Origin of the sequence: Vibrio breoganii (genome assembly GCF_024346795.1) — a bacterium.
GTDB classification, from domain to species: domain Bacteria; phylum Pseudomonadota; class Gammaproteobacteria; order Enterobacterales; family Vibrionaceae; genus Vibrio; species Vibrio breoganii.
In genome coordinates this window covers 982,183-1,007,225 of the sequence record NZ_AP024864.1, presented here as the reverse complement: position 1 = coordinate 1,007,225, position 25,043 = coordinate 982,183, and the positions used below count along the sequence as shown (strand labels likewise).

The 25,043-nt window shown below is 46.1% G+C and carries 21 protein-coding genes; 8 read left to right on the top strand and 13 right to left on the bottom strand.

Annotation, left to right across the window (positions count from 1 at the left end; genetic code table 11):
• Positions 1-106: 106 nt before the first annotated feature.
• The 5 genes from truA to fabB all read right to left on the bottom strand — a co-directional run bounded on the left by truA (position 107) and on the right by fabB (position 6,398).
• Entirely contained in the window at positions 107-898 is a 792-nt protein-coding gene (gene truA / locus OCU35_RS04755) for a tRNA pseudouridine(38-40) synthase TruA (protein WP_102490001.1), read from the bottom strand.
• A 67-nt stretch (positions 899-965) separates the two neighbouring features.
• Positions 966-2,660 (bottom strand): FimV/HubP family polar landmark protein, encoded by a 1,695-nt coding sequence (locus tag OCU35_RS04750; protein WP_241902097.1) that lies wholly within the window; start codon positions 2,658-2,660, stop codon positions 966-968.
• A 215-nt stretch (positions 2,661-2,875) separates the two neighbouring features.
• Positions 2,876-3,889, bottom strand: coding sequence for an aspartate-semialdehyde dehydrogenase (locus tag OCU35_RS04745; RefSeq protein ID WP_017032469.1), 1,014 nt, complete (start codon positions 3,887-3,889; stop codon positions 2,876-2,878).
• Positions 3,886-5,019 (bottom strand): 4-phosphoerythronate dehydrogenase, encoded by a 1,134-nt coding sequence (locus OCU35_RS04740; protein WP_261825741.1) that lies wholly within the window; start codon positions 5,017-5,019, stop codon positions 3,886-3,888. Before OCU35_RS04740 ends, OCU35_RS04745 begins: the two co-directional genes overlap by 4 nt.
• Before the next feature lie 167 nt (positions 5,020-5,186).
• Complete coding sequence (gene fabB / locus OCU35_RS04735; RefSeq protein ID WP_065210066.1) at positions 5,187-6,398, bottom strand: beta-ketoacyl-ACP synthase I; 1,212 nt, start codon at positions 6,396-6,398, stop codon at positions 5,187-5,189.
• A gap of 119 nt (positions 6,399-6,517) precedes the next feature.
• On the opposite strand from fabB, the gene mnmC reads away from it, so the two are divergent.
• Positions 6,518-8,545: a bifunctional tRNA (5-methylaminomethyl-2-thiouridine)(34)-methyltransferase MnmD/FAD-dependent 5-carboxymethylaminomethyl-2-thiouridine(34) oxidoreductase MnmC gene (gene mnmC / locus OCU35_RS04730; RefSeq protein WP_261825740.1), complete on the top strand. Its 2,028-nt coding sequence runs from the start codon at positions 6,518-6,520 to the stop codon at positions 8,543-8,545.
• Positions 8,546-8,639: 94 nt separating this feature from the next.
• Here the strand turns inward: mnmC and OCU35_RS04725 are convergent, their stop codons facing one another.
• The 3 genes from OCU35_RS04725 to OCU35_RS04715 form a co-directional block, all read right to left on the bottom strand.
• Entirely contained in the window at positions 8,640-9,176 is a 537-nt protein-coding gene (locus OCU35_RS04725; RefSeq protein ID WP_017032472.1) for an NADPH-dependent FMN reductase, read from the bottom strand.
• A gap of 128 nt (positions 9,177-9,304) precedes the next feature.
• The gene (locus OCU35_RS04720) at positions 9,305-9,571 is read right to left on the bottom strand and encodes a YfcL family protein (protein WP_017027799.1); all 267 of its coding nucleotides are present in this window, start codon (positions 9,569-9,571) and stop codon (positions 9,305-9,307) included.
• A 3-nt stretch (positions 9,572-9,574) separates the two neighbouring features.
• Complete coding sequence (locus OCU35_RS04715) at positions 9,575-10,105, bottom strand: elongation factor P hydroxylase (RefSeq protein ID WP_261825739.1); 531 nt, start codon at positions 10,103-10,105, stop codon at positions 9,575-9,577.
• A 216-nt stretch (positions 10,106-10,321) separates the two neighbouring features.
• Here OCU35_RS04715 and OCU35_RS04710 point away from each other — a divergent pair, with 216 nt between their 5' ends.
• Complete coding sequence (locus OCU35_RS04710; protein WP_102367159.1) at positions 10,322-10,945, top strand: trimeric intracellular cation channel family protein; 624 nt, start codon at positions 10,322-10,324, stop codon at positions 10,943-10,945.
• 365 nt (positions 10,946-11,310) lie between these two features.
• Here the strand turns inward: OCU35_RS04710 and aroC are convergent, their stop codons facing one another.
• On the bottom strand, positions 11,311-12,396 hold the full coding sequence (gene aroC, locus OCU35_RS04705; protein WP_065599515.1) for a chorismate synthase: 1,086 nt from the start codon (positions 12,394-12,396) through the stop codon (positions 11,311-11,313).
• Between the two features lie 134 nt (positions 12,397-12,530).
• A complete protein-coding gene (gene prmB / locus OCU35_RS04700) occupies positions 12,531-13,463 on the bottom strand; it encodes a 50S ribosomal protein L3 N(5)-glutamine methyltransferase (protein ID WP_017032476.1) in 933 nt (310 codons plus the stop codon).
• A 61-nt stretch (positions 13,464-13,524) separates the two neighbouring features.
• Between prmB and smrB the strand changes: the two genes are divergently transcribed.
• Positions 13,525-14,055, top strand: coding sequence for an endonuclease SmrB (gene smrB / locus OCU35_RS04695; RefSeq protein WP_017027794.1), 531 nt, complete (start codon positions 13,525-13,527; stop codon positions 14,053-14,055).
• An 86-nt stretch (positions 14,056-14,141) separates the two neighbouring features.
• A complete protein-coding gene (locus tag OCU35_RS04690; RefSeq protein WP_017027793.1) occupies positions 14,142-14,639 on the top strand; it encodes a fasciclin domain-containing protein in 498 nt (165 codons plus the stop codon).
• 66 nt (positions 14,640-14,705) lie between these two features.
• Here OCU35_RS04690 and sixA read toward each other — a convergent pair whose 3' ends face one another.
• Positions 14,706-15,170, bottom strand: coding sequence for a phosphohistidine phosphatase SixA (sixA, locus tag OCU35_RS04685; protein ID WP_261825738.1), 465 nt, complete (start codon positions 15,168-15,170; stop codon positions 14,706-14,708).
• Positions 15,171-15,374: 204 nt separating this feature from the next.
• Here sixA and OCU35_RS04680 point away from each other — a divergent pair, with 204 nt between their 5' ends.
• Both OCU35_RS04680 and OCU35_RS04675 read left to right on the top strand, forming a co-directional pair.
• Positions 15,375-18,152, top strand: coding sequence for an insulinase family protein (locus OCU35_RS04680; RefSeq protein WP_102381799.1), 2,778 nt, complete (start codon positions 15,375-15,377; stop codon positions 18,150-18,152).
• A 127-nt stretch (positions 18,153-18,279) separates the two neighbouring features.
• Positions 18,280-19,443: a threonine/serine exporter family protein gene (locus tag OCU35_RS04675; protein WP_102329817.1), complete on the top strand. Its 1,164-nt coding sequence runs from the start codon at positions 18,280-18,282 to the stop codon at positions 19,441-19,443.
• Between the two features lie 221 nt (positions 19,444-19,664).
• Here OCU35_RS04675 and fadJ read toward each other — a convergent pair whose 3' ends face one another.
• On the bottom strand, positions 19,665-21,776 hold the full coding sequence (fadJ, locus tag OCU35_RS04670) for a fatty acid oxidation complex subunit alpha FadJ (RefSeq protein WP_261825737.1): 2,112 nt from the start codon (positions 21,774-21,776) through the stop codon (positions 19,665-19,667).
• Entirely contained in the window at positions 21,776-23,083 is a 1,308-nt protein-coding gene (gene fadI / locus OCU35_RS04665; RefSeq protein ID WP_261825736.1) for an acetyl-CoA C-acyltransferase FadI, read from the bottom strand. The genes fadJ and fadI overlap by 1 nt, the downstream gene beginning before the upstream one ends.
• A 413-nt stretch (positions 23,084-23,496) precedes the next feature.
• Between fadI and OCU35_RS04660 the strand changes: the two genes are divergently transcribed.
• Together OCU35_RS04660 and OCU35_RS04655 are read left to right on the top strand one after the other, a co-directional pair.
• Entirely contained in the window at positions 23,497-24,078 is a 582-nt protein-coding gene (locus OCU35_RS04660) for a sigma-70 family RNA polymerase sigma factor (RefSeq protein ID WP_017032484.1), read from the top strand.
• Positions 24,071-24,793 carry a DUF3379 family protein gene (locus tag OCU35_RS04655; protein ID WP_102460789.1) on the top strand — a complete coding sequence of 241 codons (723 nt, stop codon included), beginning with the start codon at positions 24,071-24,073 and terminating at the stop codon, positions 24,791-24,793. Before OCU35_RS04660 ends, OCU35_RS04655 begins: the two co-directional genes overlap by 8 nt.
• Positions 24,794-25,043 lie beyond the last annotated feature (250 nt).

The window sequence follows — 25,043 nt, the reverse complement described above, 5'->3', positions numbered from 1 at the left end:
AACCATAGATCCACTCTAGTGTAGATAAAAAACTGGTTGTACCTATCCCTTACTACTCAATTATTACCGCAAAATGACATCAAATTGACGCTATATTTGCGTTTCATCACAATTCTTCGGGTAAAAACAGCGGTCCCATAGGCAATTCAGGAATAGCGAATTCCTCTGGGTAGTCCACTTTTACCAAATATAATCCGTGGGCTTTCGCCGTTGCTCCTGCTAGGGAGCGATTTTTCTGCGCTAATAACCACTCAATCCATTCACTCGGCTGCTCATTACGGCCTACCACCAGCAAGCTACCGACGATATTTCGCACCATGTGATGGACAAAGGCATTCGCCTTGATATCGACAACGACATAGTGGTTATGACGAGTCACGTTAATGTGCATCATGTTGCGAAACGGACTGTGCGACTGACAATGTGCCGCTCTAAATGACGTAAAGTCATTTTCACCTAGCAAGAACTGGGCAGCTTGATGCATTTTGTCTACATCAAGGTCGCCATGATAATGGCTCACCCCTTTTGCTAGGATTGCAGGGCGCAAGGCATGGTTATAGATAACGTAGCGATAGCGCCTTGCTGTGGCACTGAATCGTGCGTGAAAGTCTTCAGAAACCTCTGTGGCCCAACGTACGGCAATATCACCTGGCATGTTAGCGTTTACGCCCATTTGCCAAGCCAGCATCTTACGAGACGCTGTAGTATCAAAATGCACTACTTGTCCGGTGCCATGTACGCCAGCGTCTGTGCGACCTGCGCATTGAACCTCTACTGGGTGATTCGCCACTATGGAGAGTGCTTTCTCTAAACGCTCTTGAACAGAATCGAATTCATTCTGTCTTTGCCAACCATAATATTTTGCACCATCGTATTCGATGCCTAGGGCGATTCTCATCAGTCACAATCCAGTTGAAATTTGGGGCGGGCAGTATAAACGATGCACGTTAACCTCACAAATTTCATTAAGAGCGAATAGACTCCAATAGCTGCTGAGCGCGCTGTTGCTCCTCTTGCGTGCCCTTTTCCAACACCCCTTTTAACAACTTACTGGCATGGTTTAGGTCGTTCATTTGAATGTAAACCGTAGCAAGATCTAACTGACTTGCGACTTCTCCCTCCAAATCAACGTCTTTTAGCTCTACCTTGCCAATCACATCGGGGAATTCATCAAGCCCAACCCTAAGGTCTAGCTCTTCTTCATCTGGGTTTGTCGTAGGCGCAGAGTCTCCCTCGGCGATCACTTCATCGATAGTCTTATAAGGGCTATGAGGCTTTTGTTCTACTGATGGCTCATTCTCAACAGGTATCTGTTGCGACACAACGTCTTCAGTAGGATTAATCTCTTGTGATTCAGACTCTAACGACGATTGAGGGACTGACTCTTCATCTGCAGGCTTGGGTTCAGAAATCTTATGAGTATCGTCTTCAGCTAACAGCTCTAGCGCTTCTTTTCTAGCATCAGCTAACGCCTCTTTCTCACCATATTCTGGCAAGTCTTCGTCATGAACAACCTCTTCTGGCTCGACTTCTGATTGAGAGTTGGGTTTAACGTCCGCTTCTGGCGATTCGTCATGCTCGCTCTCTTCTTTATCCGCCAAGATCTTATCAAGCTCTTGCTCAAACTCTTTATCTAAAGGATTTACTGTGCCTTGCTGAGATTCAGTATGTGTAGATTCATCATCAGCTGCTAATACTTTTTTCGCTTCAACAGGTTCTACGTTTTCAATCTCAGGCTCATCATCACCCCGTGTAACAGGCGCTGGATTTAATGCCTTAGGCGCTGAGGGCTCTTTGCCGATTTGAGGAACAGGTCTTATGGAAAGGGTTAACTTAATGATCAGCAACATGATCAAGGCTGTGACTGCCGCCGATAGCGCCACAATCACCCATACATTAGTGAGTAAGGTTGTGTCGTCTTGGTTGGTTATTGTTGCGGGTGTATTGCGCTGCTCAATGAGTATTTTCTCAACATTGGCTCGACGCTCAGACTCGAGGTCTAACTGACCTTTTAACTCGACGACATCGGTACGGATGGTGCCGATAGCCCTAAGCAAATCCTGATTATTTTGTTGCAGAGAATTATATTCACTTTGCGACGATTGTAATTGCTTCTGCAAAAACTCTATTTGATTTTGCTGAATTTCTCGCGCTCCGAGGTCTTCAACATTAATCTGAGTAGGTGCATTTTCACTGGCCACCTTGGCAAGATAACTCGCTTTTCGCTCATGAATTTTGAATAAACGAACCGCTTCTGCAACGCTCTGCTTTTCTACTTCAGCATCCGTTGGAATCGTGATCGTGCTACCAGGTTTCAGCAAATGAATGTTTCTATCTTCAAAGGCGGTGGGGTTCGCTCTGTAGATAGCCAGCACCATCTTATAGACAGATTGCTGCTCGCTGGTTCTTACCGTTTGGCCAATAGACCATAAGGTCTCGTCTATAGCGGTAGGGCCATACGTTCTTTGAGTGGAAAGCCTGTTTTGGTCGCGATTTAGCGTCGTGCCATCAAGGGTATCTGGAACAATATAGGTAGGAACCGCTTGCAGTTTCCCGTTCGGACCAACAAGGCGAATTTCTTCAGCATGTGAAGCAACTGAGAACAGAAGACAAGCTATTACAATAAGGGTACGACGATACAATTCCATTTGAGAGCGCAACTAGATTTACCTTAGGCGATGAATAGTTCTAATTTGCTAAAATTTACAACAAAAGACAACAACAGCATGCCAATTTACGTTAAAAATGTGTTGCAAATACCGCTAATGGTTAATCATTGAGCTTTATCTTGCCTAAATAGAAAAAGCCAGAGATGAACGAGTCAACTCTGGCTTTGTCAATCAAACGAGCATTACTTCATAGAAGCAGTCACCGTTTAGAAGTAATCGCGAATCAATAATTCAGCGATTTGTACCGCGTTAGTTGCCGCACCTTTACGCACGTTGTCAGCAACAACCCACAAGTTAAGGCCGCTTTGATGACTAATATCATTGCGTACACGACCGACCATAACGTGATCTTTGCCGCCAGCATCGCGTACCTGAGTTGGGAAGTCTTCACCTTGGAAAACCTCAATACCCTCTGTTTGCTCAAACAGCTCGATAGCATGCGCAGCATCAATAGGAGCGCGCGTTTCTACGTGAACGGCTTCTGCATGGCCATAGAAAACAGGAACACGAACACAGGTAGGGTTAACCATGATTGAAGGGTCATTGAAGATCTTTTGTGTTTCCCACACCATCTTCATTTCTTCTTTGGTGTAACCGTTATCCATAAACGCATCGATCTGAGGGATACAGTTAAATGCAATTTGCTGAGAAAACGTTTCAGGTTCTGCAGGAATACCATTAAGTAGCTTCGCTGTTTGGCCTGCGAGTTCATCAATGCCTGATTTACCTGCACCCGCAACTGACTGGTAGGTCGACACGTTAATGCGTTCAATGCCTACTTCATCATGAATGGGCTTCAAAGCCACTAGCATTTGGATAGTAGAACAGTTTGGGTTTGCAATGATGTTACGGTTACGGAACTCAGCAATCGCCTCAGGGTTCACCTCAGGAATAACGAGAGGGATGTCGTAGTCGTATCTGAACTGCGAAGTATTGTCGATGACGACAACCCCTTCATCTGCCGCAACAGGTGCCCAGCGCTCAGACAATTCACCGCCCGCTGAAAATAGAGCGATATGAACTTGAGACCAATCGAATTCTTCAACGTTTTGTACTTCGATGCTCTTACCGTTAAAACGGTAGCTCTTACCCTTACTACGCTCACTGGCCAGTAAATGCAGATCTCCTACTGGGAAATCTCTCTCTTTAAGCACTTCTAGTAGTGTTTCACCCACAGCACCAGTCGCGCCTAAAATAGCCACATTAAATTTTTGACTCATTTACTTACCTCTACCTTAAAACCTAATTCTTGCAAGGGTTGCAGATTACAAGACGCATCACCGGTCAGCGTCACCGCGCCATACTCTCGGCGGTCCCAGTATTCTTTGCGCATTTGGTCAAATGCACCCGTTTTCCCAATCTTTCGGCGAAACAGGGCATCGTCTTTGCGCACATCATAGATCAATTGTGTGATGTTGTGCAGTGTTGCTTCATCCCAAGGGCGAGATAAGTGCATTTCAGGTACTGGCGCGATGGGCAAAAGATCGGCAGCATTGGCAGAAAGTGGGCTCTCGATTAACTGACAAAAAGAGTTAAAGATCATAGTCGTGCCGCGGGCTTTACCCTCTAGGCCATATCCAGCAACGTGTGGCGTAGCAAAAGCCAGCAATGGAAGAAGCTCAAGATCGACCTCCGGCTCAAACTCAAACACGTCCAACACTGCAGTGAAGCCATCATTGCGTTGTAGCCTCTGTTTTAGCGCAGAATTATCTACAATCGGTCCACGAGCTGCATTAATCAAAATTTGATCAGTACGCATTGCCTGCAAACGCTCAGAGTCAATGAGATGATGTGTTGGGTACTCGCCGTCTCGGGTGATCGGCGTGTGCAGAGAAATCACATCACTTTGCTCTAGCAATTCTTCTAACGCGGTAAATTTACGAGTGTCACCTTCAGCCTCTTTTATTGGGTCGTTAAGCAGCACCTTAATACCGATGCCAGAAAGGCACTTCGCTAAATAGCTACCCACTTGCCCTGCACCTATGATGCCGACCGTTTTCTCAAAGATTGAGAAGCCTTGTTGCTGAGAAAGCACCATCAATGATGAAATGACATATTCCGCCACACCCACCTTGTTACAGCCAGGGGCGTGAGTATAAGCAACGCCCTTTGCCTCGAGTGCTTTTTCGTCAAGGTGATCATGTCCTGCCGTTGCAGTACCCACGAACTTTAGCTTGTTGGCTTTAGACAACAGCTCACTGTTCACTTTAGTGACAGAGCGAATCATCAGGGCATCAACGTCGACTAGGTCATCCGCATTGATAGTACGTCCGGATAACGCGATAACCTCGCCTAGCTGACCAAATAACTCTTTGGCGTAAGGCATATTTTCATCAATTACAATTTTCATTAACAGGGCTTCAAAGTGATTGGCAGGGTTATAGATTAATAATAAAAGGCCCGACAAGCAAAGCCTGTCGGGCCTTAAAATAGTTTGTTGGGCTACACAAAACCAGATTCCCGACCAGTGTGCTGACCCAGAAAAGCGCTCGGGAGTGGCATGTGCCCTAAGCGGGATTAGCCTTCGTACTTTTTGAACACTAGCGTTGCGTTCGTGCCGCCGAAACCAAAGCTGTTAGACATCACTGTCTTAAGCTCTTGATCGCGCTTCTCAGTCACAATATCAAGACCCGCAGCTGCTTCGTCTAGATTTTCAACGTTGATGCTTGGCGCAACAAAGCCGTGCTCTAGCATCAGTGCAGTGTAGATAGCTTCATGTACACCTGCCGCACCTAGTGCGTGACCTGTCATTGCTTTCGTTGCTGAGATTGCTGGGCTGTTGCCACCAAATACTTCTTGGATTGCGCCTAGCTCTTTCACATCACCAACAGGAGTCGATGTACCGTGAGTGTTCACGTAGTCTACAGAATCAACATTCTGCAGCGCCATCTTCATGCAGCGAACCGCACCTTCACCTGATGGAGCCACCATATCGTGACCATCAGAGTTAGCACCGTAGCCGACAAGCTCGCCGTAGATTTTTGCGCCACGAGCAAGAGCGTGCTCTAGCTCTTCGACAACCATCATACCGCCACCACCAGAGATAACGAAACCATCGCGGTTTGCATCGTAGGTACGTGAAGCGCGAGTCGGCTCATCGTTGTATTTAGTAGACAGTGCACCCATCGCATCGAACATCATCGACATGCTGTAATCAAGCTCTTCACCACCACCAGCAAAAACAACATCTTGTTTGCCTAGTTGGATAAGCTCCATAGCGTGACCGATACAGTGAGCTGATGTAGAACATGCAGAGCTCATTGAGTAGTTAACACCTTTGATTTTGAATGGTGTTGCTAGGCAAGCGGATACTGTAGAACCCATGGTACGAGTTACCATGTAAGGACCGACACGCTTAACGCCTTTTTCTCTTAGGATATCGATAGCCGCTACTTGGTTTAGTGAAGATGCACCACCAGAGCCTGCAACAATACCTGTGCGCTCGTTAGAAACCTGCTCTGGAGCCAGGCCTGAGTCAGCAATGGCTTGTTCCATAGAAATGAATGCGTAAGCTGCCGCATCACCCATGAAACGCATTTGCTTGCGATCGATATGTTCTGCTGGATTAATCTTCAGACTGCCCCAAACTTGAGAACGCAGCCCTTTTTCTTTAAATTGTTCTGAGGCTTCAATACCAGATTTGCCAGCTTTTAGAGACTCTAGTACTTCTTCGACGTTGTTACCGATGCTGGAAACAATACCCATACCGGTGATCACGACTCGTTTCATGTGACATTCCTATAATTCATAATTTCCGCTAGATGATAACCAGAAAGGCCGGATAAAGTGGTCAGCTTTCCTAGATATTTGTACAATCTCTACAGTTAACGACTCATTCTATGATCAATATGCCCAAAATTAAACATGCACAGCTGGATTGGAACGACTCCGGCACCCCTATCTCTGAACAATTCGATGACGTTTATTTTTCCAATAATGACGGGCTTGCTGAGACTCGCTACGTCTTTCTTACTCAAAACCATATCCCAGAGCGATGGCACAAATATGACCAATCGCGATTTGTCATCGCTGAAACAGGTTTTGGCACCGGTCTAAACTTTTTGGCGGTATGGAAAGAGTTTGAGCAATTTAGAGCAGAAAATCCACAAAGTAACCTGACTCAACTGCACTTTATCAGCTTTGAGAAATTCCCCGTTACCTTGCATGACCTCAAGCAAGCACACAAAGCGTGGCCTGAGCTGGAAAAGTACGCTACCGAACTTCAGCAGCACTACCCTATGGCATTGCCTGAATGTCAGCGCCTGATCTTAGCCGATGGTGCCATTACCTTAGATTTATGGCTCGGTGATATTAAAGATAACCTGCCTCGAGTCCCCACTTATCAAGAAGGCATTATTGATGCCTGGTTCTTGGATGGATTCGCCCCGAGTAAAAATCCAGAGATGTGGAATCAAGACCTGTTTAATGGCATGGCCAAAATAGCTAAGCAAGAGTGTAGCGTTGCCACCTTTACCGCAGCTGGATTTGTGCGTCGAGGCTTGATTGAAGCGGGCTTTGAGATGAAAAAAGTGAAAGGCTTTGGTCACAAGCGCGAAATGATTGCAGGCTCTATGGTCAACAAGCAGCCTTACGTCAACCTCTCGCCACTGTTTGAGCGCCAATCTGCAACTGAAAAAGCAGAGCACCTTGGGGATATTGCAATTGTTGGTGGTGGCATTGCCAGTGCTTGCTTAGCATATTCATTGATTCAGAAAGGGGCGAGCGTCACCCTCTATTGCAAAGATGAATCTCTCGCAGAAGGCGCATCAGGAAACCGACAAGGGGCGCTCTACCCTCTTCTCAATGGCAATAACAATGCGGTGTCTCAAGTGTTTGCCAATGGCTTTACCTTTGCGAGACAGTTTTATGATCAGATTGCGAATAAAGTGGATTTTGACCATGACTGGTGCGGAGTGACTCAGCTTTTTTGGAATGAAGCAGAGCACAAAAAACTCTCTCGCTTAGTGCAAGGGCAATATCCACAAGAGCTAATCAAGTCATTAAGCCCGCAGCAAACCCGTGAAACAGCGGGCTTAGATTGCTCCTTTGGCTCGGTGCTTTATTCTCTTGGCGGATGGTTATCCCCTCAGCAATGTACTGAAGGCGTATTTAAACTGCTCAGTGAGCAAGGAAAACTGACTCTCAAGCTAAGTCATGAAGTCACCGACTTAACTGAACAAGACCAAAAATGGCAATTAGCGACTAACAAAGGGACGTTTGAGCATTCTGTTGTTGTGATTGCAAATGGCCATCTGTTCGACCAATTTACTCAAAGCCAATCAATACCATTGGGTAAGGTAAAAGGACAAGTCAGCCATATTCCTACCAATGAGCATCTGCAACAACTAAAAACAGTGGTTTGTTACGATGGTTACCTAACGCCAAAGAGTCCGTTGGATAAACATTGTATTGGTGCCAGCTATGATCGTAGCGACTTGACCACAGCGTTCGATCCACAGGCTCAGCAGCAGAATGCCTCTAAGCTAAAGCAATGCATACCGGAGCAAGCGTGGACAACAGAGGTCGATATCAGCGACAACGACTCTCGACAAGGGGTTCGCAGTGTTTCCCGAGATCACCTTCCTTTTGCAGGAAATGTGGGACAGTTTGAACTGATACTCGAGCAGTATGCAAACTTGTATAAGCGAAACAGCGCCCAACCAACCCCTGTCAGCCAGTACACAAATCTGTTTTGCTTATTAGGACTGGGGTCGCGCGGACTAACATCGGCTCCAATGCTGGCTGAGGTATTGGCTTCTCAGATCCTTGGACTGCCGTTGCCTATGTCTACCGATATGCTTGAAGTGGTGCACCCCAGTCGGATGTGGGTACGAAAGCTTAGAAAAGGCAAACCCATTCCTGGGCTCGAAAAATAAGATCTAGAAAGAGATATAGGTTTGGATAATAAAATGGGCTCACACTTTATTCAGAGTTGAGCCCATTTTTGTTTTCATTCGATGCGGGAGAAGTTTACGCGACCTCTGCCACCAAGGTATCGACCGCTTCTTGAACCTTCCCTTTGAGCTCAGTCTCCTTGAACTCATTGCTCTCGACATCAAAAACATCGTAAAAGCTTGGGATAGACAGTGACGCTTTCACGTCAGCGCCAAAATACGGTGCTGAGCCTACTGCGCTTGCCAGTACACTCTGTGCACCACCAGGGCCCGGTGACGTGGCTAAATACACAACAGGTTTGTTCTGGAACACATTGCGCTCGATGCGAGTCGCCCAGTCGAATAGGTTTTTGTACGCTGCAGTGTAGCTGCCGTTATGTTCCGCAAACGAGACAATCACAGCGTCAGCGCGGCCGATCTTAGCAATCAGCTTTTGTGCCGACTGAGAATGACCAATTTCTTTCTCTGTATCTTCGCTGAACAGCGGCGCAGGGAAATCAATTAGGTCAATGACTTCTACATCGGCACCAGGAATTTGCTGAGCGGCATAAGCGGCTAGAGTTTTGTTGATAGAGGTTGAGCTTGTGCTGGCTCCAAACGCGACTACTTTCATGATGACTTCCTATTTTAACTGTCTCTTAGTGTTACGTTCATAATAATAAGATCAGAGCATTTGACCATAGAGTCAGTTGTAACAACTTCATCAAAAAAATTGAACAAGTAAACGGGTCGAGTTAAAGACTAAACGATCGCCTTTGATAAGCCATCCCACATGTCTGCCACGATAACGCGATCAGCTGGAGTCAGCTCAGATTGCGCATCCGCCAAACTTTGTTCAATTTTTTGTTTGAATACGGCGACTTCAGTAACGGCTTCATATTCGCAATCAGCGGCAGCAAGGGAAATGTGACCACGCAGATAACCACCAGCAAACAACTCATCATCCGAGGCTGTCGCTACGGTTTGGTCAATAGTGTCAAGGAGTTGTTCTTCGAGTTGTAAAATCATGGTTTAAAGTACCTTAAAGTCTTCCTGAGTAAGTGAAGGGACACTGTAATGTTCCCGAAGCGCATTAGAAAGCATCTCGACCCTAGTTGGCAAGCCTTTCTCTAAAATGTCGATGACCTCTGCATGCACTTTTTTCATAAAACCTAATCTATCTGGCTCAAACGCGCCGTGCAAGTTGTCACAGCTGACTTGAAACCGAAACCCGGCGTTTTGTGAAAGTATCCACTCATAGGCCTGTGGCCTGATTTCCACTTTTTCGAATTCCGCCTGTGTATTGGCGTCGCGACCATCTGGCTCATACCAATAGCCGAAATCTTCAATAAGTCGTCGCTCGGGCCCTGCTACGCACCAGTGCGCGATCTCATGCAATGCAGAGGCATAAAAGCCTCTAGCAAAAATGATGCGATGATGGTGATTTGATTCATCCGCAGGGAGATAGATCGGCTCATCTCCGCCGAGTTCTAGCTTGGTATTGAACGAGCTATAAAAAGTATCGTTAAATAGAGTGATTAGGTCTGAGTACTCGTGAGTCATAGCGAGCTTTGGTCGTTGTATCTATGTAAAACAATATTGTCTCTTTTTTAAGGCGATAGGTAAACCCGCAGTAATTCGCCCGCCATTAGATTTAGTAATCTGACAAACGATTGCGTCGGTACAAAATCTCATTCGTCACCGTTCGGATTTCGCTCTACACTCACGCCTAATTTTCCCGCCTACCAGCACAACTGGTCACGATTAGAGTCTCACAACATGCTACTAAGTGCTTTGTATATCATTGGAATTACAGCAGAAGCTATGACAGGCGCATTAAGCGCAGGTCGACGTAAAATGGATTGGTTTGGAGTAATGCTAGTAGCAAGTGCAACAGCCATAGGCGGCGGAACAGTCCGTGATATTTTGCTCGGCCACTACCCACTAAGCTGGGTGAAAAATCCAGAATTTTTAGTGATTACCTGTATTGCAGGCATACTCACTACTGGATTTGCCAAATGGGTAATCAAACTCAAGGGAGTATTTATTCGCTTAGATGCTCTGGGACTGATCGTGTTTAGTATTATCGGTACTAAGGTGGCGATGGGCATGGGACACCATGCGCTTATCTGTATGGTTTCAGCCTTGGTGACTGGCGTTTTTGGCGGGCTTTTAAGAGACTTAATCTGTCGTCAGACACCTCTGGTATTGCACGAAGAATTGTATGCCTCAGTGGCACTAATCGCATCGGGCTTGTACCTAACCCTACTTGAATTCGGCATTAGCGATGTTACTGCGACAATAACCACCTTGATTGTGGGCTATCTACTAAGAATGGCAGCCGTGCGATTCAAATGGCGCCTACCTTCATTTCATCTTGAAGCAGAAAGCTCACTGCACTAGTGGCTTAAATCACATATACGCTCGTATGTTCATCACAAAGCGTAACATTGCAATAATTTTACGCTCTACTCCGGCCTTACTTTTCCTCCTAAATTTACCGATTGCTAGAGTGCACCGAAGGTGAGTGGCGCTTGTCTGAGCGAAGCGAGTTTAGCCACGCTACTCGTAGTAATTGGTAAATTTAGGAATAAGGAAAAGTAGCCGCGGCATTTTTTGGGTACTTTTTGTTGCTGCAGACAAAAAGTACCTCGCCGGTCAAAGGCGAAACCATTGCTAACCGTTATGAACAAAGCTGAATTTGTGACACCAAACAAAAAGGCCCCGAACATTTCTATTCAAGGCCTTAGTACTCATCAACGTTAACTTTAAATCTTCGGCGTCTCTGTAGAAACACCAAAGTTTTGCCCACGATGACGAAGCAAATGATCAAGCACCACAATCGCTAGCATAGCTTCAGCAATCGGCACTGCGCGAATACCCACACATGGGTCGTGACGACCTTTAGTGATTAACTGCGTCGCTTCACCCTGACGGTTGATAGTATTACCCGGCACGGTAATGCTCGATGTCGGCTTAAGTGCAATGTTGGCAACAATATCTTGGCCAGTTGAGATACCACCTAAGATGCCACCAGCATGGTTTGATGCAAAGCCATCCGGTGTTAGCTCATCGCGATGCTCGCTGCCTTTCTGTGCAGCCACTTCAAAACCATCACCAATTTCAACGCCCTTAACAGCATTGATACTCATAAGTGCATGGGCAATATCGGCATCTAGGCGGTCAAAGATAGGCTCGCCCAAACCAACAGGTACGCTCTTTGCGACTACCTGAAGTTTTGCGCCTACAGAATCGCCGTCTTTTTTCAGATCGCGAATCAGTTGATCAAATTTTTCAACCGCTGCTGCATCTGGAGAAAAGAACGGGTTGTTTTCAATCTCATCAAAATCGACATTCTCAATCTTTACGTCACCCATTTGAGTGAGGTAAGCCTTGATTTCAACACCAAACTCTTGCGCTAGGTACTTTTTCGCTACCGCACCTGCGGCTACACGCATGGCTGTTTCACGAGCAGAAGAGCGACCACCACCACGATAATCACGCACACCATACTTTTGATGGTAAGTGTAATCAGCATGACCTGGGCGGAATTTGTCTTTGATCTCAGAATAATCTTTTGAGCGTTGATCGGTATTTTCGATCAACAGACCAATTGAAGTGCCTGTCGTTTGCCCTTCGAACACGCCAGAGAGGATCTTCACCTCATCCGGTTCGCGACGAGCGGTAGTATAACGAGAGGTACCCGGACGGCGACGGTCTAGGTCTTTTTGAAGGTCTGCCTCTTCTAAGGCTAAACCAGGAGGGCATCCATCGATGATACAACCCAAAGCGATACCATGGCTTTCGCCAAATGTGGTTACGCGAAAATGCTGGCCAATGCTGTTTCCTGCCATTACTTCCTCATTGTAAGTCTGTTTTGTGCGAGCTAATGTCTTTCATACTCGCCTTATCACACTCTATTGTAAAGATCTTTGACAACAAAAAACGGCACCTGCATGGGTGCCGTTATTCAATTTAGTTCTTAAAACTAGTCGATATACAGAGCAAATTCGTCTGCACAGTCAACGAGCTGCTCGCGAGTTAACATGAATACGCCATGACCACCGTTCGCAAATTCAATCCAAGTGAATGGAATTTGTGGGTACTGTTCTATCATGTGAACCATTGAATTGCCCACTTCACAAATCAGGATGCCATTTTCTGCTAAGTAATTAGGAGCATTAGCAAGGATACGACGCACCAACTTAAGGCCATCAGTACCCGCCGCTAAGCCTAATTCAGGCTCATGCTTAAATTCCTCAGGCAGACTGTTCATGTCTTCTTCATCCACGTATGGCGGATTAGTCACAATCAGGTCGTATTTCTCTTTAACCAAATCGCGGAACAAGTCTGAACGAATTGGCGTAACTTGAAGCTCTAGGCCGTGATCTTGAATATTTTGCTCTGCCACTTCTAGCGCATCAGAAGAAATATCAATCGCATCAACTTCGGCATCAGGGAAGGCATGCGCACACGCAATAGCAATACAACCGCTACCCGTACACATATCCATGATACGAGTTGGCTGGTCGACCAACCATGGCTGGAAATGACTTTCGATCAACTCACCAATTGGCGAGCGTGGCACTAGTACTCTTTCATCAACAAAGAATTCCATACCGCAGAACCATGCCTTGTTAGTCAGGTAAGCGGTTGGAGTGCGTTCGTTAATACGCTGAATGACTCGCTCTACGACACGTAAGCGTTCACTACTAGTCAGGCGCGAGTTTAAGACATGCGAAGGCACATCTAGGGGTAGATAGAGTGAAGGCAGGATTAATTGTACAGCTTCATCCCACGCATTATCTGTGCCGTGACCATAAAATAGTCCCGCCGCGTTGAATCGACTAACTGTCCAACGAATCATGTCTTGCAGTGTGTGAAGTTCCGACACTGCTTCATCTACAAAAATCTTATCCAAAATTTTCTCCAAAAAGCGCTACAATACTGCCCAATCAAAGATAGATCAGAAAACTAATCCCATGAACAAATCCGATAAGCCAAGTGATGATGACTTTGCTTTGTTTAAAGAAGCAGTACAGGGCGTTAAAAAGTTGCAACAGGATACCATAATCCAACCGCCAAAAAGAGAGACAAAGCAAAAACAACAGCAAAGGTTCAGTAGAGAAGCCAAAGACAACGAATTTTTCTTCTCTGATGAGTTCGAACCTATGCTCAGTGACGACGGCCCTACCCGTTATGCGCGAAGCGATGTGTCTAAATACGAAGTGAAGCGATTGCGACGCGGCGTTTACGTACCCGATGTTTATTTAGACATGCATGGCATGACTCAACAAGAAGCGAAGCGTGAACTTGGCGCAATGATTGCGCACTGCATCAAAGAAAACGTGCACTGTGCCAGCGTGATGCATGGCATTGGTAAGCATATTCTCAAACAGAAGGTTCCATTGTGGCTGGCGCAGCACCCTGATGTCATGGCTTATCACCAAGCCCCTCTCGAGTTTGGCGGCGCGGGTGCCCTGTTGGTATTGCTCTCTATTCCGGAAAAATAATGATCCTTTGCTCCCTCGTTGCGTAATCAATGTTGCATGTATCCAAAGCATTTGGATATTCAACAAGACAACACGAGGGATACGTTATGTTCACACAACTCGCAACAAAAGCAGTTTGGTTGGTCGGTTTACTGGCGCTAAGTTTTAATATCTATGCTGGCCATCACGGCATGAAAAAAGACATTGTTGATGTGGCGGCAAGCAATGACGATTTTTCAACGCTAGTCGCGGCGGTTCAGGCAGCAGGACTGGTTGATACGCTGAAAGGCGAAGGCCCATTCACGGTATTCGCACCCACCAACGAAGCGTTTGCCAAATTGCCCGACGGCACAGTGGAAATGCTACTAAAACCAGAAAACAAAGATAAGTTGGTGGCAATCTTGACCTATCACGTGGTGGCAGGAAAGGTAATGGCAGCCGATGTTGTGAAACTGAGTGAAGCACAAACAGTGCAAGGTGGCACGGTGATGATTAAAGTGATGGACGGCACCGTAATGGTAGACAATGCCACGGTAACCGCGACCGACATCAAGGCATCAAACGGCGTTATTCACGTGATCGATACTGTGATTATGCCTAAATAAGTAACCACACTATTAAAAACGGCGACCTGAGGTCGCCGTTTTTGTGTGTGAATTTTTATAGGCAAATTAAGGTGCAATATGCCACATCAACTCGCCATTACTGCTCTCAAGATCAAAGTCTATGGCAGCAAAGCCCGAGGTTGGAAACATAGGCGCGCTCATATCATTAACAAACTCAGCGGTTAGATAGCCCACCAAAGGCAAGTGCGAGACAAGAAGAATGGACTTCGGCTGCTGGGTGTCTGCGATTGCACATACATATTGATATACGTCATCGGACTGACCATAAGGGGTAATATCCGCACATTCCTCAACCTTTGTCGCTGAGAATTGATCTTTAATCACATCCCACGTCTGCTGAGCTCGGATGTAAGGGCTGACTAACACGAGATCAAAATGGGACACACCCTGCCCTACCACAGCTTTAGCGACCTCTAATGACTGCTGTTCTCCACGCTGAGTCAGAGTACGTTCGGCGTCGCTTATGGCAAAGCTTCCCGCCTCTCCGTGGCGCATGATAAATACGTTCATTTCTATCCTAAACTTGTGACTGCCTCATGAAAGAGTACACCATAACCCATAGGGTTATCTCTGATTGAGCTAGCATTTCAATAAAAATTTACTTTTTAGGTTTGCTAGACGTCATTGCTCCGCCATACTTGATATACAAAACAATAGTTTACCTCGATAGAGATTAACATCTCTGGACGTGAGTAACTCAAAGGAGAGCGTTAAGTGCATCAAAGCCCGAATGATAAAAACAGCTATCGTCCCTTAACCCTAAGCAATCAACTTAAGGTTATCTTGGTTCAGGCTCCCGAAGCACTCCGTTCATCTGCCTCACTTGCGGTAAGAGTAGGCCACTTTGATGACCCTGCCGACCGTGAAGGGTTGGCGCATTACCTTGAACATATGCTCTTTCTTGGCACTAAGGCTTACCCTAAAGTCGGCGAGTTCCAAACGTTTATAAGCCAGCACGGGGGCAGTAATAATGCCTGGACCGGTACTGAGCACACCTGCTTCTTCTTCGATGTATCCCCAGACTTCTTTGAGCCTGCTCTATCCAGGTTCAGCCAGTTTTTTATTTCTCCGCTGTTTAATCAAGAAGCCTTGGACAAAGAAAGACAAGCCGTGAACTCTGAGTACCAGATGAAGATCCATGATGATTCTCGCCGTTTCTATCAAGTACAAAAAGAACTGGTGAACCCTGCTCATCCGTTTTCCAAATTCTCTGTGGGCAACGAAGAAACGCTAAGTGACAGAGAAAGTGGTTCAATCAGAGACGAAATCATTCGCTTTCACGATGAAAAATACTCAGCCGATCTTATGACCGCAGTACTGGTTGGCCCTCAATCTTTGGATGAACTTGAAGAATTAGCCACTGGCTTGTTTTCTGATATCCCCAATAAAGACTTTAATGGTAAGACCCTCACCACCCCATTGCTCACCGAGCAAGAGCAGCAACTGTATATCCAGATAGAACCGGAAAAAGAAGTGCGAAAGCTAAGCCTCTCCTTTTCTTTCCCCAATATGGATAAGCATTACGCCACCAAGCCTCTGTCTTATTTTGCCCACCTCATTGGTTATGAAGGGCCGGGAAGCTTGACCTTAGCCCTTAAAAATAAGCATTGGGTGACCTCTTTAGCTGCCGGTGGTGGAATCAGTGGTGGCAACTTCCGAGAATTCACTATCGGCTGTCTGCTCACACCCGAAGGGCTTGATCATATTGATGACATCATTGAGATGATCTTTTCCTACATGAAACTGGTGTTTGAAGAGGGTATTGAAGATTGGCGTTATCATGAGAAGCAAGCGGTTTTAGAATCGGCATTTCGCTTCCAAGAATCGGTGAAACCCATGGATCTGGCCAGTTATCTGGTTATGAATCTACAACACTACCCCATTGAAGAGGTGCTGTACGGCGACTATCGCATGAGCGATTTCGACCGTTCACTAATCGAAAGCTTTGTCCCGTATTTTTGCGTAGAAAACCTCCGCGTTTGGGTGACCGCCAAAGGGCTTGAGTATGACAAAGAAGCGGATTGGTACTTTACCCCTTACTCATCTAAGAAATTAAGTTCCGAGCAAGTTCATCGCTGGAACAATCCACATGCTAATGATGAGTTTGCACTTCCGAGTAAAAATCCGTTTATTTGCTACGACTTAGACCCAAAACCACTCGAAGAACGCAAAAAGCTACCAACGCTCATTGAAGAGTTGCCTGGTTTAAGGCTTTGGCACCTTCAAGAGCCGGACTTTCGCGTACCCAAAGGATCACTGTACATCGCCATTGACAGTCCATGCTCTGTTAAAGACCCGCAAAGCATAGTGAAGCTGCGCCTGTGTGTTGAGCTGTTCATGGAGGCTTTGTCTCGCCAGTCTTATCAGGCTGAGATTGCAGGCATGAGCTACAACATTTATGCCCATCAGGGGGGCTTAACCCTGACTATCTCTGGCTTTAGTGAAAAACAGCCTCAGCTATTGAAGATGATCTTGGAAAAGTTTGCCACTCGAAATTTTGAGCAGCAACGCTTTGACACCATTAAAGCTCAGATCCTTCGAAAATGGCGAAATGCCAGCAAAGATAGACCACTTTCACAGCTGTTTAATCAATTATCGGGGATCTTACAACCTAACAATCCACCCGCGGCTATACTTGCTGATGCCCTTGAAGAAGTGACCATTGATCAACTTCCAGAATTTGTCTCTATGCTATTGGGCAAACTCTACGTAGAGATGTTTGTGTTCGGCGATTGGACTCAACAAGCGGCCCATCAAATCTCTGATGAGTTGAAGAATGCATTACGTGTAGAAAATCAGGTATACAAAGAGTCACTGCGCCCTCTAGTGAAGCTGGGCAATCAAGGGACTTTCCAGCGAGAAGTTAAATGTAATCAAGACGACTCTGCTGTGGCTATATATCACCAAGGTAAAGACTCTAGCCCGACGTCAATTGCCACATTCACCCTAGCCAATCATCTAATGTCGTCGGCATTTTTCAATGAAATCCGCACCAAGCAGCAACTGGGTTACATGGTGGGAACAGGAAACATGCCACTAAACCGCATTCCAGGCATTGTCCTCTACGTTCAGTCACCCGTTGCCGCTCCTATAGACCTTGTCGCTTCTATCGATGAATTCTTGAATGCGTTTTATATGGTGCTGTTGGAGCTCACCGAAGCGCAATGGCAAAACAGTAAGCAAGGACTACTCAATCAAATAATGGCGCCGGACAATAATCTACGAACTAAAGGTCAAAGACTGTGGGTCTCTATCGGCAATAAAGATAAAGACTTTAATAACAGAGAGATTGTGGTGGATAAGATTCGCGATCTTACTCGCGCAGATATGATTCGCTTTGTTGTTGAACAGCTCAAGCCAAGAACGGCCAACCGCCTTGTCATGCACACGCAAGGAAACCAACACCACGATGCCCCGCCATTGAAACTAGGTAAGGAAATAGGCTCTATTGAAGAGTTTCAGCTGATGCCTAAAGATGTGGAGCTTGGCTAGGGTCTGTTGACCTTAGCAACGAATTGAAATATCGACAGAAACAGTATCAAAGCTAAGCGCATGCTTTGGCTTTGATGCTGTTTATCTGTTACATTCGCGACATTCTTAATCATCTTTGTTAGTAGCCATGCCCCAGCAAGAAATGTTCGACAAAATAGTTGAATTTGGAAACACTCTGCACAAGAGTGGATGCCCACCCTATAAGGTAGAAAAATTCACTCAACATTATGCGAAACAACATAACGTTCAAGTTATGCTGCAGGCACTACCAACATCGATTAATTACCAGTTTCCCGAAGACAACAATAAAGTCATTATGAAGCGCCTACCGCCCGCTTCTATCGACCTTAGCCTTCTTGCTCAAACCATACAACGTCTGCGAAGACCTAATGGCGCAACCAAGAAAGAGCCTTTTCGCTACCCTATCTGGGCGGTTGCTCTGGCAAATATGTCCATTCCACCAGCCTATCTGATGCTTATCGGCAGTACGCTTGAGGCGATCATCTGCTCACTCTTTCTCGGGTTTATGGTTTGGGGTTGTCAAATGGTGCTGCGTGGGCGTCGTACCATCGCGGTTGAATTTATTGCGGCGTTACTCACCGGTATCTGTGTCGCTGGATTGAGTAGCCAAGGGCTCCCCATTCCCGTGTATGCATTATGTATCGCCGCGATCGTGCTATTCGTGCCCGGCTTGTCCATTGCCAACTCGCTCGAATGTCTCGCCTTCAACGACCTTGTCTCGGGAACCAGTTTACTTGGGCAAAGTGCACTGACCTTAATAAAGCTCTTTATCGGTATCTTCATGGGCGTTCAGGTGGGCGAAGCAATATGGGGAATGAGTGACTCTCTGACTTATACCAATGATGTGCCAGTGTGGATGCATATCGCAGGCTTACCCATTATATCTATTGCTATCGGCATCATATTCAATGCACAGCCAAGAGACATGCTACTAGGGCTGCCTGTTGCTGTACTTGGTATGTGGGGACCGTATTATCTCGGTTTTGGCAGTGGCTGGATTGTAGGGACTTGGCTAACCACTGTCATTATTACCCTCTACGGCACATGGATCGCAAAAAAGATGAACCTGACCGGTTCCATCTATATTCTGCAAGGCATAATTATCCTAGTACCCGGTAGCCGAGTGCTGGTCAGTGCCAGTGAGTCCGTGTTTGAGCAATCGATACTGCCGATCCCTAGCATTGGATTATCAGCATTGTTCATGTTCTCTGCGATTATGGCAGGGCAGATTACGGCGTATTCCATTTATTCGCCGAAGATTGAGAGGTAGATAGGTAGCAATGTGCACCCTAAGACCCCGGATAAGCTTCGCTTTCCGGGGTGACGCTTCTTTTTCTCGTCATCCTGATGAAAACTGGAAGCCAGCCCAACAGGATCTTTGTACGCACAATAATGATCCCTAACTACCGAACCAAAAAAAAGGCGTAACCCTTAATAAGAGTTACGCCTATTCAATTCGCTTATTGTCTCATCCCAAAATGGGCTTACCCGTCAGCTATAAAACCTCTCACCAGATTCCAATCTATCTAGCAAGCCCTGACACGGTTTAAATCGCTCACCGTATTTAAGCTCAAACTGGTTCATCTTCTCGATCAAGTTCTCCAAGCCATAGGTATCAATAAATCGGAACGGACCACCGGTAAATGGCGGGAAGCCAATACCAAAGATGGCGCCAATATCGCCGTCTCTCGCGCTCGCTATAATCCCTTCATCAAGACAGCGTACCGCCTCATTCAGCAATGGAATAGTGCATCGAAGGGCAATATCTTCTTCAGATAGACTGCGGGAAGGCGTCAGTTTCAATAATCCATACACGGATTTATCCACCTTCTTGTCCTTGCCTTTGTATTGATAGAACCCTTTGCCGACTTTTCTACCCTTGCGACCATCATTAAGCAGGGTATCGAACAGATCTGGGCCTTGGAATCGCTCACCTAGTTCTTTGACTAGGATGGGCATGATCTTGGCACCAATATCCACACCTACCTCATCAAGCAAGGTTATTGGGCCTACAGGGAAGCCAAAGTTGAGCAAGGCATTATCAATATGCTCTATTTCTTGCTCTGCCATTAATACTTGCGCCGCTTCGTTCATATAAGGTGCAAGAATACGGTTCACATAGAATCCGGCGGTATCTTTGACCACAATCGGCGTTTTGCCTTGCTTACGAGCTAGGGCTACCACAGTGGCCACAGTTTCATCTGAGGTGGTTGCATGGGGTATCACCTCAACCAAAGGCATCTTCTCTGCTGGGCTAAAGTAATGCAGGCCTACGATATTTTCTGGCCTATGAGCACCTTCGGCTATCTGATGAATAGGCAAAGATGAGGTGTTAGACGCAAAGATAGTGTTATCTGAACACTCACTCTCAATCTCTTTCACCATACTTTGTTTTAACGCAAGGTCTTCAAATACGGCTTCGATAACCACCTGAGCTTTATTAAACCCTAGGTAGTCCGTTCCGCCGCGAAGCTGAGACATTTTAGATTGCAGCTGTGCTTTAGAAAGAATGCGACGCTTGCGCTGTTTGTTTAAAAGCTTGTAGTTGTAGCCAAGCGCATTAAGCACACCATCTTGAGACACATCTTTAAGGTTTACGGGTAGCTTGGCTTTCGCCAGTGAAACATGCGCAATCCCCGCTCCCATCAGACCGCCTCCAAGGACACCCACATGATTAACCTTTGCAGGCGTAGCATTGCCAAAGTTCTCTTTCTTCATTTCTGTCGTAGCAAAAAACAAAGAACGCAGCGCTTTAGATTCAGAGGTCATCACTAGCTTGCCAAATTCAAGCGCTTCTTTTTCAAGCCCCTTAGCAAAGCCTTTTTCTAAGCCAAACTGCATCACTTCAAGAATCTTGTCAGCAGCGGGATAGTTTCCACGCGTCTTTTGATTAGTTTTCTTTGCAGCTTGATCAAAAATCACTTTACGACTCAAGCCAATGCTGGAGATGAGTTTCTCTTTGGCTGGCGCTTTGCGTTTGGGTTTAGATTTAGCGGCGTAGGTCTTCGCGACATCCATCAAGATACTCTGAGGAACACTGGCATCTACAAGGCCCAATTTCTTTGCCTTCTTCGCTCTCACTTGTTTGCCAGTAAGGATCAAGTCAAGAGAGGCCATAAGACCAATCAAACGAGGCAAACGCTGAGTGCCCCCTGAACCAGGTAACAAACCCAGTTGAACCTCGGGCAAACCTAAGCGAGTAATATCATCATCACTGCACACTCTATAATCACACGCTAATGCTAGCTCTAGTCCACCGCCAAGGCACGGGCCATGAATGGCTGAGACCACAGAGAAGGGAAACTCACCCAATCTTGCAAACATCTTCTGACCCGTCGTTGCAAGCTCTGTTGCTTGCTCTGCGGTGCTACAGGCATCGAGCATACGCACATCGGCGCCAGCCACAAAGTTATCGGGTTTAAGGGAGTGAACAATCAGGCCTTTGATCTCTGATTTCTTCGCTTCAAGCTGCTCCAAGATGTCGTTCATCTCGTCAGCGAATGCCGCTTGTAGGGTGTTCATCTTCTCACCCTGCACGTCAATGGATAGCCAAGCTAGTTGCTCTGAATCTATGGTTAGATTAAATGTTTTAGTCTCGCTCATTATTCCACCTCCAAGATCATCGCAGCACCCAGTCCGCCCGCCGCACATGCGGTATTAAGACCTAACCCGCCCCCTCGTCGTTTGAGCTCTCTTAGGGTTTGCGTAATCATACGAGCGCCGGTAGCAGCAAATGGGTGACCATAAGCAATAGAGCCGCCCAGCACATTAAACTTATCCATATCGATTTCGCCAATCGCCTTATTTCTGCCTAGCTTTTCTTGTGCAAACTTATCACTGGCAAACATCTTCATATTCGCCAGCGCTTGAGCGGCGAAGGCTTCATGCATATCGATAAGAGTCAGGTCATTTAATGAAATACCAGCACGGTCTAGTGCTATCGGTGTTGCATACGAAGGTCCCATCAACATGTCTTTCTCAACGCCAGTGGCTGAAAACGCATAGGAGCGAATGTACCCTAGAATCTCTAGGCCGAGTGCCTTCGCTTTACTTTCTGTCATCAGCATTATCGCAGCTGCTCCGTCCGTAAGCGGCGTAGCATTGGCTGCCGTTACCGAACCGAACTGACGGTCAAAGGCGGGTCTTAATTTGGCGTAGCCTTCAATGGTGGAGTCAAAGCGAATGTTGTTATCGGTATCAATCCACTTCTTATAAGGTTCGGGATAGGCTGTCATCACCTCATCACGGATCTTACCTTCATTCCACGCCTCTGCAGCAAATGCGTGGGAGCGATGCGCTAATGCATCTTGATCCTGTCGAGAGATAGAATGGGTCTTTGCCATTTGCTCTGCCGTTTGTCCCATCGACAATCCGGTAGAGTATTCAGCAACAGCGGGAGGCACAGGCATCAAGTCTTTCATCTTGAAGCTGCTTACGATTTTGAGCTTTTGTGATAGCGAGCGAGCTTTGCTCAGCGCTAAGAGATTTGAGGCTAGAGATTTGGTCACGCCAATTGGTAACACTGATGATGAGTCTGCGCCACCAGCAATGCCCACCTCGATATTACCCGCGAGAATCGACTCTACAACATTCGCTGTCGCTTGAAAACTGGTCGCACAAGCGCGTGTCACACTGTAGGCATCAGTATTAATAGCCATGCCTGTACCCAGCACAATCTCACGCGCAATGTTCGGTGCAGCCGGCATTTGGATGACTTGACCAAAAACGACCTGCTCTATCATTGCCGGGTCGATCTCTGTACGGGCAAGCATTTCGCTTACCACCATTTTGCCAAGATCTAATGCAGGCACATCTTTGAGTTCTGTGCTTTGTCTCGCAAAGGGCGTTCGAAGCCCAGCGACTACTGCCACCCTATCTCCCTGCCGGGTCGTCAACTGTTGTAATCCCATCACACATCCTTAGTTAAGAGGTCAGACCTCAACCATTGTAATCAGAATGTTAATGAAATCAAAAGATAAAATGAGCAAACTAGATCTTAAGCAAAAAAAAACCGCACTCAAGGGTGCGGTTATAAAGTACTGTTAATACAGTGTACTACTCACTGTATCGTCAAATCTCACTAAAAAATGGTGAATAGCCAAAAGGCAAAAGGTTAAGTGAGAGATTGAAGTCAGTCTAAAAGGAAACTGTCACTTGAGTGGGCTTACATTATGCGATTGTCTCCAATATGCAATTGGTATGTCCGACCAGATGACGGGGTGTACTATAGGGAAACTGAGCATTCATTCTTTGAAGTAGATCAATTTTTCTCTTGTTATAGTTACAGTGAATGTAACAAGCACGCATAAACCAAGGAGGTTGTGTGGCAATACTGCGGATTTTCGACAAAAAAGAAAAATCTCGAAAGAAAAGTTCGACCTCTCCGGTCGACTCTAATATGGATAAACAAAGAAAATACGAAGCGCTCGTACGCGCTTATCATCGAGACCTATTTCGCTATGCATACTGGTTGTGCAAAGATCGCTCTGTTGCAGAAGATCTTGTGCAAGAAACCTGTTTAAGAGCATGGAAGGCATTGGACTCTTTGCAAGACGACAAAGCCGCTAAGTCTTGGCTCATCACCATACTTCGACGAGAAAACGCTCGACGTTTCGAAAGAAAGCAGCTTGATCTTGTTGATATAGATGATCCTGGCAACGAAGGGCACAGTAGCGATGATGGCTTTCATCAAAGTGAGTGGCTTCAAGCTCAGATAATGCGCCTTGACCTCGAATATCGAGAACCGTTGTTCCTGCAAGTAGTCGGTGGATTCAGCGGAGAAGAGATCGGTGACATATTAGACCTAAACAAAAATACTGTGATGACTCGCCTTTTTAGGGCTAGAAACCAGCTTAAAGAGTTACTTGATTCATCAACTTCAAATCAGGGGAGGCAAAATGGATGATTTAGAATTTCGCCGCCGCATCATGTCTGACCCGAAAGCGCGAGACGAAGACTTACTCAGCGCCATCGCAAATAGTGACAGCAATGCCAAGTTTGCTGATGACGTATTAAATCTGGACGCGAGAATCGAGCAGGCGATGCGTGTTGATGTGCCGGAGAATTTGGCTGATAAGATTTTGTTTAATCAGAGTACTGAAGACAACGTAGTGCGCCCAAGCTTTGCCAAACGTAGTCTTGCTATCGCAGCTTCTGTCGCATTTGCAGCCGGGATTATGATCGGACAGCTCAATTGGTCAGCAAATATTGTACCTGTTGCCCATGCAAGCCTTGCCGATGAAGCCATGCAGCATGTGATTACAGAAAGCCCGTTTACAGACAATCTCGATGAGCAGGTTAACTCTAATCAAATCAATACCAAGCTAACACCATTTGCGTATCAATTTAGTGAGAGCTTCCCATACCACGTGTACTACTTAAACCATTGTGGTTTTGGTGAAAGTAACGCTTTGCACATGGTTTTCCAAGGTGAAAAAGGGCGAATCACCCTCTTTATTACCAATATCAGCTCAGATCATGCAGTGAACTTTAGCGAAAAACAAATGTCCGGCACTGTAGTTCCCATTGGCACTGCTTCTATGATACTCGTCGGAGACAGTGACGAAGATGTTGCAAGTGTTGCTGAGCGGTTAGCAAGTATCATAAAGCCTATCTCATAGCTACAATACCCCAATGATTTCAACCCCTTACAACTCATAATTGTTAAGGGGTTATCATTTTTTACCTATTTTTCTTATCAATAATTGATTTAGAGCAATAACTCTAAGAATCGCGATATTACACAGATATTGCACCATCTTGCTCTCAAAACTAAACAATTTAGCCATTTTGGGTAGTGGTCTGAGTTGTTAAAATTATAATAATCAATAGTATCAGCCGACTTCGACAAAAAGACCCGGTTGATGCGCT

What these genes read in the sequence shown, in the direction of transcription:
- OCU35_RS04655 (WP_102460789.1), top strand. Translation starts at nt 24,071, where the DNA reads ATGGATGATTTAGAATTTCGCCGCCGCATCATGTCTGACCCGAAAGCG.
- fabB (WP_065210066.1), bottom strand. Translation starts at nt 6,398, where the DNA reads ATGAAACGAGTCGTGATCACCGGTATGGGTATTGTTTCCAGCATCGGT.
- OCU35_RS04725 (WP_017032472.1), bottom strand. Translation starts at nt 9,176, where the DNA reads ATGAAAGTAGTCGCGTTTGGAGCCAGCACAAGCTCAACCTCTATCAAC.
- mnmC (WP_261825740.1), top strand. Translation starts at nt 6,518, where the DNA reads ATGCCCAAAATTAAACATGCACAGCTGGATTGGAACGACTCCGGCACC.
- OCU35_RS04720 (WP_017027799.1), bottom strand. Translation starts at nt 9,571, where the DNA reads ATGATTTTACAACTCGAAGAACAACTCCTTGACACTATTGACCAAACC.
- OCU35_RS04715 (WP_261825739.1), bottom strand. Translation starts at nt 10,105, where the DNA reads ATGACTCACGAGTACTCAGACCTAATCACTCTATTTAACGATACTTTT.
- OCU35_RS04675 (WP_102329817.1), top strand. Translation starts at nt 18,280, where the DNA reads ATGCCCCAGCAAGAAATGTTCGACAAAATAGTTGAATTTGGAAACACT.
- fadJ (WP_261825737.1), bottom strand. Translation starts at nt 21,776, where the DNA reads ATGAGCGAGACTAAAACATTTAATCTAACCATAGATTCAGAGCAACTA.
- smrB (WP_017027794.1), top strand. Translation starts at nt 13,525, where the DNA reads ATGAACAAATCCGATAAGCCAAGTGATGATGACTTTGCTTTGTTTAAA.
- OCU35_RS04745 (WP_017032469.1), bottom strand. Translation starts at nt 3,889, where the DNA reads ATGAGTCAAAAATTTAATGTGGCTATTTTAGGCGCGACTGGTGCTGTG.
- sixA (WP_261825738.1), bottom strand. Translation starts at nt 15,170, where the DNA reads ATGAACGTATTTATCATGCGCCACGGAGAGGCGGGAAGCTTTGCCATA.
- fadI (WP_261825736.1), bottom strand. Translation starts at nt 23,083, where the DNA reads ATGGGATTACAACAGTTGACGACCCGGCAGGGAGATAGGGTGGCAGTA.
- OCU35_RS04710 (WP_102367159.1), top strand. Translation starts at nt 10,322, where the DNA reads ATGCTACTAAGTGCTTTGTATATCATTGGAATTACAGCAGAAGCTATG.
- OCU35_RS04740 (WP_261825741.1), bottom strand. Translation starts at nt 5,019, where the DNA reads ATGAAAATTGTAATTGATGAAAATATGCCTTACGCCAAAGAGTTATTT.
- aroC (WP_065599515.1), bottom strand. Translation starts at nt 12,396, where the DNA reads ATGGCAGGAAACAGCATTGGCCAGCATTTTCGCGTAACCACATTTGGC.
- OCU35_RS04690 (WP_017027793.1), top strand. Translation starts at nt 14,142, where the DNA reads ATGTTCACACAACTCGCAACAAAAGCAGTTTGGTTGGTCGGTTTACTG.
- truA (WP_102490001.1), bottom strand. Translation starts at nt 898, where the DNA reads ATGAGAATCGCCCTAGGCATCGAATACGATGGTGCAAAATATTATGGT.